The organism is Streptomyces sp. NPDC002889 (assembly GCF_042888425.1).
Classification (GTDB): domain Bacteria; phylum Actinomycetota; class Actinomycetes; order Streptomycetales; family Streptomycetaceae; genus Streptomyces.
Genome location: NZ_JBIAPT010000008.1, coordinates 282,339 through 298,416, shown reverse-complemented (window position 1 = coordinate 298,416; position 16,078 = coordinate 282,339). Strand labels below are relative to the sequence as shown.

Below are 16,078 nucleotides of genomic sequence, written 5' to 3'. Positions count from 1 at the left end.
TCCGCCGGCGGCAACGGCCGGGCTGCCCTGCTTGCGGCCGCCGCTTCGAGCCGACGGTGTGCAGGCCGGCCTCGTGGTGGGTGCGGACGGCTTCCTGGTGCACGGTGAACACGCTGTCGCGCAGGTCGTCCTGGATGGTCTGCGGGACGAACCCCCCAGTCATCGCCGCCGAGAGCGCGGCCGTCGCGGCGGATGACATCGTGCAGCTGAAGCTCTGGAGTTCCTCAAGCGGGCTTTGCGCGCCGACCGTGCGGGGGATGCCGCTCACACAGACCGAAATGGAGAGGACGGGGGTGGAGACGATGGAATACCTGGTGATCGTCGGGATCGGCCTCATCGTGGTGTTCATCGCGGCGGTGCGCGGAGCCGGCAAGCCGTCGCGGAGGCGACGGCGTACCGGCTCGTGGCAGAGCGGCGACGGCGGCGGTTTCGGCTGCGGGGGCGGCTCGTCGTGCGGGGGCGGCGGAGGCGACTGACACCACGCCCGCATCGCCTACCGTCACCCGCTGTCGCACGGTAGGCGGTGCGTTCGGGCACACAGTGGCCCGTGCGGGCCGACCCTGCCCATGTGCCGTTGGCTGCTCCTGCTGTGTTCGGTCTCGGCGCCCCACCGCGAGCAGATGAAGCAGAGTGTTCTGCGCGGAAGGTGTCGGATGGGGTCCCGGCCCGGTCATCGATCGCAGGAAATCTCGGGCAGCCATTCCGGGGTGTAGCACTCGGCGAACGACCACTTCTGGTCCGAGTAGTGGTCGTCCGTGCTGTCGGTGTACACCTCAAGCCTGCCTTGCGGCGTCAAGCGGTAGTACTCGCGAATCGGGTCACCCTCCACGGTGGGCTGGGTCACCTTCAGTTCCGCGCTCTTGCCGCTCTTGAGGGCTTGCTGGAGGCAGTCGATTTCCCGCACCGCCTGTTTCCGCATCTCCTCGCCCTGGTCCAGGCTCACCTCGCCACAACGTGAAAACTCGGTTCTGGACTCCCAGCGCTCCTTGACGGGATCGTTCAGCATGCCGCAACCGGCAGCCACCAATGCCGTGGCCGCTACCGCGACGAGCCGCGCGCGGACCGGAACAGCCGCCACGCGGCGACGACGGAACCTGCTCCGCCCTGTCACGCCGCACCCCCTTTCTGGCCGTCGGACGAACGCACTCACCGGGTCAGTGGGTGAAGGGGCCGCCGAGCGTGGTGTACGAGAGGTTGAGCGAGATCACGGTGTACGACTTCGAGCCGGTGCCGGTGGTCCCGGACGCCGACCCCTTCAACATATGGACCAGGCCCCACCGGGTGTTGTCCAGCTGCTCGTTCGTGTCCACCATCAGGTCGGCGCGGCCGTCCCGGGTGTGGTCGGTGAGCTTGAGGTTCTGTCCGAAGTAGTCGTCGTTCTCGACGGCGCCCGTGATGCCGGAGCTGTTCTGGTCGTACGCCTTGGCTCCGGTGCCGGACAGGCCGCCGGCGCGGCCGAACAGCACCGTGACCATGCCGGCCTGGCGCTTCCCCGCCAAGTCCTCTCCGGGGGCGCCGATGGCGAGGTCCGCGTATCCGTCGCCGTTGACGTCGCCGGCGGCGACGGCGGCGCCGAAGTGGTCCTCGTTCTCCGAAGCGCCCGGCACGCCCGCCGTGTCCTGAGTGAACTTCACCGGCTTTCGCGCGGTATTCGGCCCGGTGGCGCCGCCGTAGTGGACCGTGACGTAGCCCCGCTCCCCGTCCGGCTGCTCGTAGCCGCGGCCGATGGCGAGGTCCCCGTGGCCGTCCTTGTCGAAGTCTCCGATGGCGGTGATGGGGCCGCCGCCCATCTGGTGGCCGCTGTCGTCGGGCACACGCACCTGGCCGGCGACCCGGGCGAAGTCGCCCCCGCCGCGGTGGAAGAAGGCCCGCAGGTCCTGGTCGTCGTTGCCGAGATCGTCGCCGATGATGTACAGGTCGGTGGCGGCGTCGGGGGTGACCCGGCCCGCCACCAGTTGCGAGGCGTTGAGATAGGTGTGATCGCCGCCGAGTGACTGCCAGCCGCCGTGTCCACCGGTGCGGGTGAAGGGACCCTTGAGCATGACGACGCCGGCCCGGCTCTGACTCACCGCGGTGAGGTCCTGGTCACCGTCGCCGTCGAAGTCACCGGCCACGACGTCGAGCCCGAACGAGTCGCCCGAGCCCGGGTACTCCGGCGCGACGGGGGAGTGGAAGACGGTGCCGGAGCCAAGGCCCTTGGCGCTGCCCCATACAACGGTCAGCCCTCCGCGCATCGCGATGTCGCCGACCTTCTCGTCCGGTGAGGCAACGACCAGGTCGGCGTAGCCGTCGCGATCGAGGTCCGCGCTGGTGGCGGCGAATCCCCACGCGTCGCCCTCCTCCACCGCGCCGGGTATACCGGGCGAGTCCTGATGGATGGTCTGGACTCGCGTGCCGGGGCCGGTCGACGTGCCGTAGACGACGGTGACCCTGCCGTCCTTCCCATGCGAGCCGCCGAGCATGACGAAGTCGCGGTAGCCGTCGCCGTTGAAGTCGTCGGCCGGCTTGGCCGGAGCCGCGACCGCCGAGGGGGCGGCGAGGAGAGGGGTGAAGACTGCTGCCGCGAGTGCTGCGGCTGCGACGAGGACGGTACTTCTGGCGCGCATGGTTCTCCGTTGTCCGAGAGGGGCTGTGAGCGCTGTGAACTGCGATCTTCGACCTGTGAGGATGTCCAATGGTTGTACGTCGGCGGCAGGGGTGGTCCATGACGGCCGCCCGCGATCGTGTACGCGGATTCCGGTGAGACCGGAATCCGCGTACACGAACCAACCGCTGGGGCGCGGCCCCGCGCCCTGGCGGAACCGCGCCCCTGACGCCGCGGTCCCGTAAGACCTCGGCCGCCGAATCAGCTGGTGAAGACGAAGTACTTCCAGGCGCCGTGCGTCGTCGAGTTCACGGTGTCTCCCGACGAGCTGTTGATGTACGAGGAGCGCACCCGGGCGCGGATGCCGGACGTGCCGGAGTGGCCCAGGTTGACGGCCGACTTCCCGTTGGTGCCGAGCTTGAAGTACTCGCTGTTGCCGTCGTACCACTTGCCCTGGTAGTACACCTGGAGCTGGAGCCGCTGCTTGCGGTCCTTGTAGTAGCTCATCGTCGTCGTGGAGATGACGTCGGTGTTCTTGTGGAAGTAGTGGTACGTCGTGGAGCCGATCTTGCCGGTCTTGTAGTGCTTGGACAGCGAGGTGGAGACCTTCACCTTGGCGTACGCCGTCGACTTGACCGTCTTGGGGGCGTAGCGGGCGTCGCCCTTGAACACCGCGGTCAGCGTGGTGTCACGACTCATGTCGAGCGTGACCCACAGGTTGCCGCTGGAGTTGACCGTGCCCGTCTTCACGAGCTTCTTCGGCTTGTCGGCACCGAACGGGTCGGCCCAGATCTCGACCGTGCGGTTCTTGTACGTGGTGCCGAGGTGGGCCGCGAAAGCGACGTCCGCGCCGTACGAGTAGACCTTGCCGTTGTTGTTCAGGGTGAGGGCCGGCGTGGCGCGCGAGACCTCGACGGTGTCGGAAACGGTCGCCGCGGTGTGCGACGCGTCGCCCGCGTAGGTCACCTTGTACGTCACCTTGCCGCCGGCCGGCGGAGTGTCCGTGAAGGAGAACTTGCCGGCCGTGCCGAGGGACTTGGTGCCGATCGACGTGCCTTTCGGCGACTCCAGGTCGGTGCGGGTGACGGTCAGCGGGGTCCCGGTGGGCAGCGCGAGGGCGGAGGTGAGCGAGCCCTTGACGGTGAGGGACTTGGCGCGGGTCGCGGTGGTCGGTGCGTCGACCTTCAGCGTGCCGACGTACTTGCGGGGTTCGTCGACGGCGTGGAACTGGGTGGAGTCGTTGTTCCCCGTCAGCACGAACAGCTTTTCGCCGTCGGGCGACCAGTTCATCGAGTGGCCGCCCCACGGCATCCACGCGTGCGACAGGTTGCGGACGCTGGCCGGTAGGCCGGGGTCGCTGCTGAAGACGTACGTGTCGCCGAGGTCGTCGGTGTCGAGGACGGTGGCCGCGACCGTGCCGTCCGGCGCGACGCTGACCGTCTCGGGTTCGGACGGGACGGGGTAGGTGCGCACCTGCTCCAGGTCGGAGAGCCGGTACTCGGTGAGCGCCCGGGTGCCGGGCCCGGCCACGATGACGTTCTGGCCGTCCGGGGTGAGGGCGGCGTCGTGGTAGAAGCCGCCCTTCTGGGCGGAGACGCGGATGACCGGAGTGCCGGAGGAGATGTCGTAGACGACCATCGGGCCGGAGCTGATGTGCGCGTCGAGAGCGAGCAGCGTGCCCGGGTTGTCGGGGTCGGCGTAGAGCTCGGGCGGGCTGGAGAAGTCGTGGCCCGCTGCCAGGTCGAGCGTCACCGTCGGCGTCTCGGCGGTCAGGTCGACCACGCCGAGCCCGGAGTCCCACTGGTCGCCGTAGCCGAACCACAGCTTGCCGTCGGCGTGGGCGAGACGGGACGGGACGGTCTTGTCGCCGGTCGGGTACTCGGCGGCTTTGGTGAGCGTCGCCGTGTCGAAGGCGACGATCTTGTCGGCGCCTTCGACCGCGGCGTACAGCGTGCTGGAGTCCGGGCTGAGTTCGAGGTCCCGGACCTGGGGCAGGCCGGTGAGGGTTGCGGTGACCTTGCCGGTGTAGTCGGTGACGACGATCCGGTTCTCGTAGCGGGTGCTGAAGTACAGCCTCTGGTGGAGGCCGTCGACGATCGTGTCGTCCGCGTCCGAGACCGCGATGGGCCTGGTGGTGTCGGCGGACGCCGGTGCGGCGGTCAGCACCGCCGAGCTGAAGAGGACGGCCAGCGCTGTGGCCGGGAGAGTGCGCATACGCACGCTGATTCGTACCCCCGGAAGGAGAAACTGTGGGGCCACGGCATGCAGCTGACAGGCGACCATCGATGTGTGTGACCTGTGCTGCGCGTGTGGCGAGTGAGCGAAGACTAAGTCATGCCACCGGCAACATGATCAGCGCCCCCGCCACCTGCGTCCGGATGCCCGGCGCCGGTGTGGGCAGGCCGGAACCGCCCCGGTGGAGCAGACCCACCGGGGCGGCAGACGATGCCGTGGAGCACTGGGCCGCTACGACGACGACAAGACCCTCGACGGGCTGATCCCGTGGGCGAACAGGGCCGCCTGGACCCGGTTGTCGACGCCGATCTTGCAGTAGACGTCGCTGACGTACGCCTTGACCGTCGCCGCGGTGAGCCCCAGGCGATCGCTGATCTGCTGGTTGGTCAACCCGCTGCCGATCAGGGCCAGAACCTCGCGCTCGCGCAGGGTGAGGAGGGTGGGCAGAGAGATCTCCTTCGGGTCCCGCGCCACCGAGCACCAGAGCATCGTCAGCGGGAGTACCGCGGCCCCGGCCGCCAGGGTGTGCACCGCGTGGGCCAGCGCCCGCGGCTCCGCCCCTTCCGGGAGGAAGCCGGACACTCCGGGGGGCAGGGGCCCGGGCCGTTGCAGCATGTCGGCGGGATCGCCGATCAGCGCCACCGGGACACCGCGGAGTTCGGCCTCCCGGAAGGCGGAGAGCAGCTGGTCCAGTGACGGCAGCTCGTGGGCGGCGAGAACGCTCGTGCGGTGTCGGCCGCGCACGGCGGCGATCCCGGCTTCGACGGTCGAGCACACCGTCACGGAGAACTCCCCCGCCTCGGCCAGTGCTTCTTCAAGTCCCCTGCGAATCCATGGGTGGTGGTGGATAACAGTGACATGGGCCATGAATGCCCCCCCGTGTGTTTCCTCTGTCAAACCGTGGTCGCGGAGAACGTACCCCACCGTAACCAGGGCCCACTAGATCTGTGCGTGATGCACGATCACGCTGCGTGGCACCGGAATTGACCGACTTGTCCCGGCGCCCGACCGATGGCGGTGTGCGACCGGCGGTGTGCGCTGCCGGGCGGGATCGTGAAGATCAAAGACGTCCCGGCGCTTCGCCGTCGGGAAGAGTGCCCGCCCCGCTCCAATCGAGGCGGGCACCTGCTCGATCGTATCGATCCCATCGAAAGGAACGACAGGTGCTCACTGCCCTGCGCGAGACGCCGCTGCGTCTTGCCACCCAGGCTCAGATCCTCGCCACCAACGCCCCGGACGCGCTGGCCCAGCGCGCCTCCATGGCGCTGGCGAAGGCCAAGGGCACCGCGGACGAGCCGCGGTTCCTCTCGCACCGCATCTGGCAGATCGTCCTGATCATCGCCATCGCGGTCGTCCTGGTCGCCGGCGTCGTCTCCTACGCCCTGGTCGCGTACCAGTGCGTCAGCCGCGGCTACGACCGCGTGAAGTGGAGCGGCCCGAACGGCTGGCGCGTCTGGGAGTTCAAGATCATCTGCGAGAAGTACTAAGCAGACGCACGGCTCGCCCGTACGCTCCCGAGCGGTACGGGCGAGCCGTCCTGATTCCCCCGACCCCTTGGACCACGCATGAAGAAGATCATCAAGTCCGGCATTCTGGCTCTCCTGGGCGGGGCCGGCCTCAGCCTCGCCGCCCTGGTGCTGTCGATGATGTACGCGATGTCCCGCGACGGCTCGGTCAGCATCCCCGGCCTCATCGAGTACACCCAGACGGATGCCCAGCTGAGCATGCAGCCCTCCGTGTACTTCCCCGTCGTGATCGCCTCCCTGGCCGCCGCGTGCTTCCCCTTGGTGTATCTGGCGCTGTCCAGGAAGCGGGGTGGTGACCGTGCTGCGCGATGACCCGCAGAGCGAAACCCCCCTGGTCGTCTACGACGTGAGCAAGCGCTACGGCGGCCGGTACGCGCTGCGGGACGTGACCGTCAGCCTGCCCGCCGGCGCGGTGTGCGGGCTCGTCGGCGCCAACGGAGCCGGCAAGTCGACGCTGCTGCGCTGTGTCATCGGGCTCACCGAACCCAGCAGCGGCACCGGCTGGGTCTTCGGGGAGAAGCTGGGCACCGACCTGGCCAAGCGCCTGATCTCGTACGCGCCGGACGAACTGCCCATGCCCGACCTGCTCACCGGAAACGAGTACCTCCGCCTGATCGCCGGACTGGAGGGCCGCCCTCGGGCGCTGATGCGGGACGCCGTGCGGCTGGCCGAGATCTTCGGGATCGACGGCGCGCTCACCAAGCTCGTGGGCTCGTACAGCCACGGCATGAAACGGCGGCTGCAGTTCGCCGGGGCCTTCAGCAGCGAGGCTCCCCTCCTCATCCTCGACGAGCCCTTCTCCGGCCTGGATGTAGAAGGCTCCGTGCTGCTGCGGCTCGCGCTGCGCACCTGGATCCGGTCGGGGCGGTCCGCCCTCGTGACCATCCACGACCTGCACACGGCCGAGCGGGAGTGCGACTTCATCGTCGTGCTGTCCGACGGACACGTCGTCGCGCAGGGCGACCCGGGCTCCATCAGCGAGGCGGCCGGCACGACCTCGCTCGAAGCGGCGGTCCTGAGGCTGAGCGGACTGGAGGACGTCTCGAACGCCGCGGACGACGTCTTCGCCGAGCTCATGGCCTTCCGGGGCGCGGCCGAGGACCCCGGCTCAGCACCCCAGCAGGGCGCCGTCCCGGAGCCGGGTCCCGTCCTCGGGCAGCGCTCATGACCGCCGCCCTCTCCTCGATGCGGCCCGCCCTCGCCATCGCCGGCGCCACCGCGCGGTCGCTGCGCAACACCATGCGCCGGCTGCTGCACCGCTCCCCGGTCATCACCTCGGCGGTCCTGCTGGCCCTGCTCGTGTTCGGCCTCGGCATGGTCGTCTTCCAGATCCAGGCGCTGGCCCCACTCGTCCACGAGCAGACCCTCACCGCCCTGCAGCACGTCCAGTTGAAGGACGTCAACCGGGCGGCGCTCACCGGCATGGCCGCCGCCGCCTGGGGCGTCACGCTGATCCTGGACATCGTCGGCCTCCAGCCGGCCGGCGTGCGCGTCCTCGCCGTGTCCAAGGGAGTCGGCCGCTGGAACCGGGCGCTCGGCGAACTGCTGCCCCCGTACTGCATGGCGATGACCGTCGCCTGCTTCCTCGTCGGCCCGGTCACCGTGCTGTCCCTCACCCGCGTACAGACCACCGGCGGCACCGGCTTCTGGCTCTCGCTCGCCGTGGCCCTGCTGTTCACGGCGCTCGCCGGCCTGATCGCCACCGTGACCCCGCTCGCGATCCAGGCCCTGACGGCCCTGGTCATGCGCTCGTCCAACGACGCGCTCGGCGTGAAGTCGGCCAGCGCCTCGGCATGCGGCATCCTCCTCATCACCGGAATCAGCCTGGTCCTCGCGGGCCACACCTCCGGCCTGTACGTCCTGTGCCCGCCCCTCGCGGTGACCGGAGGCGTCCCGGACACGCTGCCGGGCGCCGGGCTGGTCCTGCTCGCCAGCCTGCTCTGGGGGGCGCTGTGCGCCTACGCCCTGTCGTTCGCCGGCACCACCGCCCGCAACACCGAGACCGGCGCGCCCTGGCGGCTCGGCTTCATCCGGCTGCCCGGCACCGGCGCCCAGACCGAGGCGCGCCAACTGCTGCGCGACCCCCTCTACATCTCCGCCACCTCCGTCTCGCTCGCCGCCGCCGCGGCCATCGCCGTCCTCTACCACCTGAGCTATCTGCAGGACGCCACGGCATCGCTGCTCCTGCTCGCCCTCTGCGGGATCTCCTCGCTGATCACCGGCCTCGCCCCGTTCCGTCTCGCCGAAACGGCCTGGTTGTACGCCATCCACCCGCGCGGCTTCACCCGGTGGGCCCGCCACAACGCCTTCGGCGCGCTCGCCGCCGGACTGCTCCCCGTGATCGCCGTACGGGCCGTCAGCCTGGTGCCCTTCGAGGCGGGCCGGGACGCGGTGATCCTCTCCATGGCGCTGGCCGCGAGCGCACTGAGCGTGCTGTACGGACTGACCACGGTGAACGCCGACTTCTCGGAGAAGCGGGTCGCGCTGCTGGGCAGCGGGCTGGTCAGCGGGGCCACCCTGGGCACCCTGTTCTGGCTCAGCTCCTCCGTGGACGCGCTGGCGACGGCGGCCGCGTCCACGGCCTACTGGCTGGCGCTGGCCGCCGCGGCGGTGCTCGCCACCCATCGGGTGATGCGCTTCAAGGACCGCAACTTCGCGCGGACGGCGGAGCATTGATTTTGCTGCGGCTGGCCCTGGTCGCCGTCGTCCACGGCCGCAAGGGCCTTACCTGGCTGGCCCTCGCCACGGGTTTGATGCTGGTGTGCGTCTGGCCGGCGGGCTGGGTGTTCCGGCTCGATGTGCTGGCGGGCTTCCTCGCCGTACCGCTCTGTGTCGTCACACACGAGTACGGGCACGCCCGTACGGCCCTGCTGCTCGGCGCCGGCGAACTGCGGGCCGAGTGGTCGGGCGGCTCGATGGCCGTCTCGCACGAGGACCTCGGGGCCGCGCGGAACCTGGCGGTGGCGCTGGGCGGGCCCGCGGCCTCGGGTGTGGCCGGCGGGGGGCTCGTCGCCGTGGGCCTGGCGTGCGGCTGGCAGCCCCTCGCCGTACTGGGAGCCGTCGTGGCCTTCCCCGCGAGCACGCTCATCCCTCCCGGCCACGACGGGCGCACCATCTGGCGGCAGGCCCGGGAGTGGGCGGCCGGCCGACGGACCCCGGCCCCTTCCTGAGGGGTGCCGAGCCGCCGCCCGTCCCACCAGCGGTGCCATCACACCCCGCTCGTTGCCGGGCCGGGGCCGAGGGGGCGGGCGCACTCCGGTTACGGCCGCATGGTGACATGCCGCTGATGGAGCAATGGAGCGGGCGCCGAGGCCGACAGCGCTGAACTCGTGTCCGCCAGTGAGGGGTTCACCCCGCCGACATCGCGCACGTCGCGCGTACCGTCTTCCGGGCCAGTTCGAGCGCACCTTCGACACCGGAACCCGGGCCCGCCCCAGCACGGACGACTACCTGGACACGATTCGCGGTACGCAACCCACGGTCAGCAGCGATCCGGCCCGGCAGGTCGCCGACCGGAGCGACAGGTTCCCGCATCCAGGAGCCTTCTTCAACAAGCCTCGGAGCATCAGTAACGCCGATGCGCGCGTGCGGCAACGGGGCGTCAGGTCCTCGGACGTGTGTCGGTGCTGGTTTCGACAAGGATCTGCTCGGCCGGGGTGACGTTGTCGGCCCGGACGGCCCTGGCCATCGCCGCGCATGCCTCGTCGTGCGACGCATACGGAGGGACCACCAGCAGGGAGAAATGGTCCCGATCGCCTCGGGTGATGAGGACGGTGTCGTCACCGACCGGGAACGAGTCGATGTGCACGACCCGGTCGTCGACGATCAGGCGTGTCGGCAGTTCCTCCCAGGCACTGGCATCCAGACCGACGCGCGTCACGGGGCCGAGGTGCTCGCTCAGCGCGGCGAGCAGGCTGGGCAGCTCGGCGCCGATCTCGCGGGATCGCGGCCACCATGCGCCGTCGAGGATTCCTCCCCGGGCATGTGTCGTCTCCAGCCTCAGCAGAGCGGTTCCGGGCCTCACAGCGTGGTAGATCTCGTCCGGAAGGAGCTTGCGGGCGTCGGGGTTCTCGGAGTCGGCCATGGTGTGTTCGCCCGTCTGCGAGGGGCAGGTCCGCCGCAATAGTTGACCTCGTCGTTTCAACGTACTCCGCCTGCCGACGCGCGGGCGCCGCACCATCGGTCCCGGACCGGAAAATGGCTGGTCACGCCCCCATCCCATCGACCGTGACCGGAGTAAAGTGAAAGCACCGGGAGTACTTCGCGCACCGGCTCCCACGCGGGTGTCGTTCTCGGTGAGCAACAATTCCGGGATGTCGAAGACGAGACCCGAGACAGGTCCGCGCCATGACCGCGACCATCGACCCTACGATCATCAATGAGCGCGTGGCCTCGCCCCCGGCCCGCCTGTCCCTGACCCCGGCGGGGTCGGCTCCAGGCCTGCTGGACGGTGCCTGGTGGCCTCGCTCCCGCGACCTTCTCCGTGAACTCCCCGCCCTGATGGACGCGCTGGACGCGCGCTGGGGCCGGATCACGCGAATCACGGTGAATCCGGCCCGCTGGCCCGTGATACCGCGCAAGGTGCCCGTGGCGGGGCACACGGTGCACGTGGGCTGGTTCGCCGATGAGCAGGACCCGCACAAGCTGATCCTGCTTTCCTACACCACAGGCCGCTGGGACCTGATGGTGATACCGCCGGAGACCGGTGCCGCTGCTGCCGCCCGGCTGATGTCCGCCGCGGCCACCCCTGGAGGCCTCACCGCCAGCGGTCTGATGGCGAGCGATGACACCACCCGTGTGGCGAGGGAGACGCTGAGCCGGGAAGAGGAGTGGGAGACCGACGGCGGGGCCGCCTCAGCGGGGGCCCTGAACCCGACGGGACCCCTCAACCCCGTCCGAGGGATGCGGATGACGCACGCCTTCTCCTGACCGGGGGCGGCGGTGGGTGAGGTCACCATGAAGCCACCGGAACCAGTGTTCGTCCGGGGAGGACCGCACGCAGACGGAAGAAGTCCGAAGCGATGCCCCTCAACCGGGGCGACAGGCACCGCCGCCCCGGACCCTGGACTCCTCATCGGTGCCCGGCACAAGTGGGCGGCAATCATGGCAACACTGCGCGAGCGGAAGAACTACCGCGAAGCGATCATGAAGGCTCTGTACGAGACCACGGAAGGCAATCGCCTCCTTGGTGTCACCGGGGCGAAGCTGCACGACGACCTCCACCTCCCCGAGCAGGATCTGGCCGCCGCCTGCGCATATCTGGTGGGCGAGGGGCTCATCACCGTCGACTGGGCACAAGGAAATACACCCGCGATGGTCACACTGACGCATCAGGGAATCCGGCTCATGGAGGCCGAAGAGGAGGAACGCGAGTGACACGGCAAACGGGCTGGGTGCGGGCACCGGAAGGCCGCATGACCCAAAGACACCCTATGTCGGAAATGGCGTCTCGGGCATAGCATGGTGAGTGGGCCGGTGCACTCTCACGTGCAACGACCCGGAAGGGCGGCCCCGGTGTGTATACACCGGGGCCGTTGCGTCACTGTCGGCGCCACGGCAGAGCAGCGCACGAGCGGCGGGGGCCGGCTCGCGCGCCCCGGATGTCGCAAGCAGACCGGCGCCCAATCCGGATCGGCCATCTCACTCACTCCCGTCATCCCGCCCGGGCGGGGACGTCTTCGACGGCGAACCTGTACTGGGTACCGGGATGCAAGTCATGTCCGGGAGCACGAAAACCACCGTCGGCAAATCTTTGCAGCAGCGTCACAAGGGCTGCGCACCACCTCCGGGGGGTGCCGTTAGCGTTACTGGCCGCTCGATCCCGCGTGCGAACGTGAAAAGTCGCCGGCGTCCCTGGCGGCGCAGTCAGCACAGAAAGATCGCAGATGGACTACTGCTCCTCGTGCCGCCGGACGCTCAACGGGGCACTCGTGTGTCCGGGGTGCGGCGCATACGCTCCGGACATCGCCCCGCCTGCACATCGCCTCCCCCACGCGATCGACTCCACCGCAACGACGCGGCAGGCAGGGCGCGCGGAGGATGTCCCTGCTCCTGGGTCCTCCTCGGGTACTCATTACTCCGATGCCGCACCGACCGGTGGCGACGCGTTCGAAGACGACGCGGCGGACGCATCGGGCACTGGTTCGTCCAGCGGCCTCACAGGCACCGCCTCCACAGGGCAGGGCCGGGCCGCTCGGCGTCGGCAGCTGGCACGGTGGAAGAAGAACCGTCGCCGGGCCGTGGCCGCTACGGCCGTGGCCCTGGTGGGCGGCGGCCTGACCATCGCCGCGCTGCCGACCACCAGGTCTTCCACCGATCACGCCCATGTAGCGTCACCGCCGGAGCCGGTGACCACAGCCGCGCCCCGGACGGCGCCCACCGGCTCGTCATCGGAGCAGCCGGACACCCGGGGGCCGCGGCATCCCACCACTCGCCCACCCACGACAGCCGGTCGGCAGCAGAGCACCGCCGTCGCCGTGCCTCCCCCTGCGACGGCGAGCCCGCAGCCGAAGTCCGCCGCCACGACCCGACCCGCCGAGAGCGCGGCGCCGCGCACCGCACCGGGGTCGGCCAAGGGGAGGCACGTTGCCGACACCCCGGCCCCTGAGACGACCGTGCCCGCTGCCACCGAACGCCCCGGCGCAGGCACATCGACTGCGCGTCCCTCGGCGACGACGCCGACACCGCCGACGGGCGAGCCGACATCGCCCACGCAGGTGTGCCTGGTCGTTCTGTGCATCGGCTGATTGTTCCGTCGTCCTTGCTCACCGGGGACCCTGCCTGACGTGGGTACGGTCACATGAGCCGTGCCGCAAGGAGTCGGCCCTGCGTGCCCGGGGTCGCGGTGGTCCGGGGCCGGTGTGCGGAGCCGGCAGAGCCGTTCAGGCCGTCAGGGCAGGCCGGTGAGACCCAGCTTCTGCGCTCCGAGCGGCGAGAACGTCATGGGACCTGCCCAGCCCTGGTGGATCTGGGCGATCTGGGACGGCAGCGGGGTCACGGGATACACCGGCCTGTTGCGGGCCCAGTTCGCCAGCAGTCCCTCTGTCGTGTCGACGGCCGAGACGACCATCGTGACCCGTGTCCCACCGTCGCCCCAGGTGTTCCACAGGGCCCAGCCCTCCTGCCGTGGCTCCACACCGAGCCGGGCGCACGCCTGTTGGTACGTCTCGCCCATGCCCGCCGGCATCACCGAGGGCCGAAGAACGAGGACTCCCGCCAGCCCGGCCGAAGGCCGGTCCTCCTCCTCGTCCAGGCAGCCGTCGCCCGGGAAGTGGTGGTGGCGAAGCTCGCGGGCGAGCGCGTTCACGGCCCGCTGGAGCGGTGTGGCCGCTTCGGCGTCCGGCTCGTACGACAACCAGCCTTCGGCGAACGCCGCATTGGTCACCGCCTTGGCGAGCCGCTCGACCTCCCGCAGGTGATCGAGCTCAGAGAGTTCCGGTCGTGGCACGCGGGCAGTCTCGCACCATGAAAAGCGCGACGGAAACGGTTATCCCGCCGATGGGGCCCGGTGCTTTGAACCGAAGCCGCCGGCAGACCGTACAGGTAACGGCGGCCCGACGTCCCGAGCCTGGTCCGCCGTGCCTCACCGGGCTTCGTACGGAAGGACCTTCGGGTGTCGCGCTGGACACGCTCTCGCTCACTGCCGTATACGGACAACGCAAACACGGAGGAGGGCACGACGCCGGCCGGCCCTTCGCTGCCCACGCCGGACGACATCGACGGGGCCGAGGATGCCCCCGCAAGTGACGGCGCCGACCGCGGTGAGGACGCCGCCGCAAGTGGCGCCGCCGACCGCGGTGAGGACGGCGCCGGTGACGATCCGGGCGAGCCCGACGCCGGCGGCTGGCGGGACAGGCACCCGGGCAGGGCGCGGGTCGTGGCGCGGGTGACCACTGCCCTGGCCGCCGTGCTGGTGTTCTCCGCCCTTCTCCTGCCGAACGAGGTCGCCCGCCTCACGCCCGGCGCGTTCGTGCGCATCCCGGTGGAGGGGATCTTCGGCGCCGCCGTGCTGCTCGCCCTGCGGCCGAAGGCGCGGCGGGTGGTGGCCGCGGTCGCCGGAGTGGTCCTGGGCCTGCTGACCATCCTGAAGTGCCTCGACATGGGCTTCTACTCGGTGCTCGACCGGCCGTTCGACCTGGTGCTCGACTGGATCCTGCTCGACGACGCCGAGGCGTTCCTGAGGGATTCCGTCGGTCCGGCCGGTGCGATCGGTGCCGTGATCGGGCTCGTGGTCCTCGTCCTCGCCCTGCTCCTCCTCATGGCGCTTGCGGTCGTCCGGCTGAGCCGCGTCCTGGGCCGGCACAGTGCCACGGCCACCCGCACCGCTCTGGTCCTCGGGACCGTATGGGTCACCTGTACAGCGCTCGGCGCGCAGATAGCCGGCCTGCCGGTCGCTGCCAGGAACACGGCCGGACTGGTTCAGGCCCGTGCGGAGCAGGTGCAGGCGGGCCTGAAGGACAAGCAGACGTTCGCCGACGCGGCCAAGGTCGACGCCTTCCGCGGTACCCCGCCCGACCAGTTGCTGACCGGGCTGCGCGGCAAGAACGTCATCTTCGCCTTCATCGAGAGCTACGGCCGCAGCGCGATCCAGGACCCGGACATGGCGCCGCAGGTCGGTGAAGTGCTCGCGAACGGGACCAGCCGTCTGCACGCGGCCGGGTTCTCCTCCCGCAGCGCCTACCTGACCTCCCCCACGACGGGCGCCGGCAGCTGGCTGGCCCACTCCACGTTCCTGTCCGGTCTGTGGATCAAGAACCAGCAGCGCTACCGCACCCTCACCTCGAGCGACCGGCTGACCCTCACCGGCGCCTTCCAGCACACGGACGCCTGGCGGACGGTGGGCATCATGCCGGGCGTCACCCGTTCCTGGCCCGAGGGGAAGTTCTACGGCCTCGACCACGTCTACGACTCCCGGGACCTCGGGTACAAGGGACCGAAGTTCAGCTGGACGCCCGTACCCGACCAGTACAGCCTGTCGGCCTTCGAGCGTCTGGAGCACGGCAAGCGGGACCACAAGCCCCTGATGGCGGAGATCATTCTGGCCTCCAGCCACAATCCCTGGGCGCCGATACCCCACATGATCGGCTGGGACGAGGTCGGTGACGGCTCGGTCTACGACGCCATCAAGGAGGCGGGCAAGGACCCCAAGGAAGTGTGGAAGGACCCCGACCAGGTGCGCAACGAGTACCGGCGCGCCATCGAGTACTCGCTGAACAGCCTCATCACCTACGTCGAGAAGTACGGCGACGACGACACCGTTCTCGTCTTCCTCGGCGACCATCAGCCCGTACCGACCGTCACCGAAGGCAACTTCGGCCGGGACGTGCCGATCGCGATCGTCGCCCACGACCAGGCCGTGATGGACCGGATCTCCGGCTGGGGCTGGCAGGACGGCCTGAAGCCCGGCCCGACGGCTCCGGTCTGGAAGATGGACTCCTTCCGCGACCGCTTCCTGACTGCCTACGGCCCGCGGCCCGGCCCCGCCACGTCTTCACGGACCCGCTGACCGTCCGGGCCCCAGGAGCGCAGGAACGAGCCGATGTGCACGGCGGGTTCCGCCGTGCACATCGGCGTGTACGAGGTCGCACGACGTGCCGTCCTCGCATCGGGGTGCGTCGCGGAAGTTGAGGCGTGATGGACGGCGGTCGAGCTCGTCGGCGTATCCGCCTTGTCCGTCACGGGCCGGGACCCGCGGGCCGATCCAGCACGTCCGTTCGGTACGGGACACACCGTC

At 70.0% G+C, this 16,078-nt stretch carries 16 protein-coding genes; 9 read left to right on the top strand and 7 right to left on the bottom strand.

Annotated features, from left to right (window positions below; translation table 11 throughout):
* Window positions 1-104 precede the first annotated feature (104 nt).
* Window positions 105-476: a hypothetical protein gene (locus tag ACFYWI_RS14810; protein ID WP_389230837.1), complete on the top strand. Its 372-nt coding sequence runs from the start codon at window positions 105-107 to the stop codon at window positions 474-476.
* Between the two features lie 194 nt (window positions 477-670).
* On the opposite strand, the gene ACFYWI_RS14805 is transcribed toward ACFYWI_RS14810, so the two are convergent.
* The 4 genes from ACFYWI_RS14805 to ACFYWI_RS14790 form a co-directional block, all read right to left on the bottom strand.
* A complete protein-coding gene (locus ACFYWI_RS14805; protein WP_389230834.1) occupies window positions 671-1,078 on the bottom strand; it encodes a hypothetical protein in 408 nt (135 codons plus the stop codon).
* Window positions 1,079-1,154: 76 nt separating this feature from the next.
* Window positions 1,155-2,606 (bottom strand): FG-GAP and VCBS repeat-containing protein, encoded by a 1,452-nt coding sequence (locus tag ACFYWI_RS14800; protein WP_389230831.1) that lies wholly within the window; start codon window positions 2,604-2,606, stop codon window positions 1,155-1,157.
* Between the two features lie 239 nt (window positions 2,607-2,845).
* Window positions 2,846-4,798: a YncE family protein gene (locus tag ACFYWI_RS14795; protein ID WP_389230828.1), complete on the bottom strand. Its 1,953-nt coding sequence runs from the start codon at window positions 4,796-4,798 to the stop codon at window positions 2,846-2,848.
* Window positions 4,799-5,050: 252 nt separating this feature from the next.
* Complete coding sequence (locus tag ACFYWI_RS14790) at window positions 5,051-5,686, bottom strand: LuxR C-terminal-related transcriptional regulator (protein WP_389230825.1); 636 nt, start codon at window positions 5,684-5,686, stop codon at window positions 5,051-5,053.
* A 296-nt stretch (window positions 5,687-5,982) separates the two neighbouring features.
* Between ACFYWI_RS14790 and ACFYWI_RS14785 the strand changes: the two genes are divergently transcribed.
* The 5 genes from ACFYWI_RS14785 (at window position 5,983) to ACFYWI_RS14765 (ending at window position 9,515) form a co-directional block, all read left to right on the top strand.
* The gene (locus tag ACFYWI_RS14785; protein ID WP_389230822.1) at window positions 5,983-6,306 is read left to right on the top strand and encodes a hypothetical protein; all 324 of its coding nucleotides are present in this window, start codon (window positions 5,983-5,985) and stop codon (window positions 6,304-6,306) included.
* A gap of 78 nt (window positions 6,307-6,384) precedes the next feature.
* Entirely contained in the window at window positions 6,385-6,657 is a 273-nt protein-coding gene (locus ACFYWI_RS14780; protein WP_389230820.1) for a hypothetical protein, read from the top strand.
* The gene (locus tag ACFYWI_RS14775) at window positions 6,638-7,513 is read left to right on the top strand and encodes an ABC transporter ATP-binding protein (protein WP_389230817.1); all 876 of its coding nucleotides are present in this window, start codon (window positions 6,638-6,640) and stop codon (window positions 7,511-7,513) included. Before ACFYWI_RS14780 ends, ACFYWI_RS14775 begins: the two co-directional genes overlap by 20 nt.
* Window positions 7,510-9,021, top strand: coding sequence for a hypothetical protein (locus ACFYWI_RS14770; RefSeq protein ID WP_389230814.1), 1,512 nt, complete (start codon window positions 7,510-7,512; stop codon window positions 9,019-9,021). The genes ACFYWI_RS14775 and ACFYWI_RS14770 overlap by 4 nt, the downstream gene beginning before the upstream one ends.
* Window positions 9,022-9,023: 2 nt before the next feature.
* Entirely contained in the window at window positions 9,024-9,515 is a 492-nt protein-coding gene (locus ACFYWI_RS14765) for a hypothetical protein (RefSeq protein WP_389230811.1), read from the top strand.
* A 431-nt stretch (window positions 9,516-9,946) separates the two neighbouring features.
* Here the strand turns inward: ACFYWI_RS14765 and ACFYWI_RS14760 are convergent, their stop codons facing one another.
* Entirely contained in the window at window positions 9,947-10,429 is a 483-nt protein-coding gene (locus ACFYWI_RS14760) for a DUF5994 family protein (RefSeq protein WP_389230808.1), read from the bottom strand.
* A 263-nt stretch (window positions 10,430-10,692) separates the two neighbouring features.
* Between ACFYWI_RS14760 and ACFYWI_RS14755 the strand changes: the two genes are divergently transcribed.
* Both ACFYWI_RS14755 and ACFYWI_RS14750 read left to right on the top strand, forming a co-directional pair.
* Window positions 10,693-11,274, top strand: coding sequence for a DUF5994 family protein (locus ACFYWI_RS14755; protein ID WP_389230805.1), 582 nt, complete (start codon window positions 10,693-10,695; stop codon window positions 11,272-11,274).
* Between the two features lie 174 nt (window positions 11,275-11,448).
* Window positions 11,449-11,721, top strand: a complete 273-nt coding sequence (locus ACFYWI_RS14750; RefSeq protein WP_389230802.1) for a hypothetical protein — start codon at window positions 11,449-11,451, stop codon at window positions 11,719-11,721.
* A 940-nt stretch (window positions 11,722-12,661) separates the two neighbouring features.
* On the opposite strand, the gene ACFYWI_RS14745 is transcribed toward ACFYWI_RS14750, so the two are convergent.
* Together ACFYWI_RS14745 and ACFYWI_RS14740 are read right to left on the bottom strand one after the other, a co-directional pair.
* Window positions 12,662-13,084 carry a hypothetical protein gene (locus ACFYWI_RS14745; RefSeq protein WP_389230799.1) on the bottom strand — a complete coding sequence of 141 codons (423 nt, stop codon included), beginning with the start codon at window positions 13,082-13,084 and terminating at the stop codon, window positions 12,662-12,664.
* 150 nt (window positions 13,085-13,234) lie between these two features.
* Window positions 13,235-13,792, bottom strand: coding sequence for a hypothetical protein (locus ACFYWI_RS14740; RefSeq protein WP_389230796.1), 558 nt, complete (start codon window positions 13,790-13,792; stop codon window positions 13,235-13,237).
* A 165-nt stretch (window positions 13,793-13,957) separates the two neighbouring features.
* Here ACFYWI_RS14740 and ACFYWI_RS14735 point away from each other — a divergent pair, with 165 nt between their 5' ends.
* The gene (locus ACFYWI_RS14735) at window positions 13,958-15,850 is read left to right on the top strand and encodes a sulfatase (protein ID WP_389230793.1); all 1,893 of its coding nucleotides are present in this window, start codon (window positions 13,958-13,960) and stop codon (window positions 15,848-15,850) included.
* The last annotated feature ends 228 nt before the right edge of the window (window positions 15,851-16,078 follow it).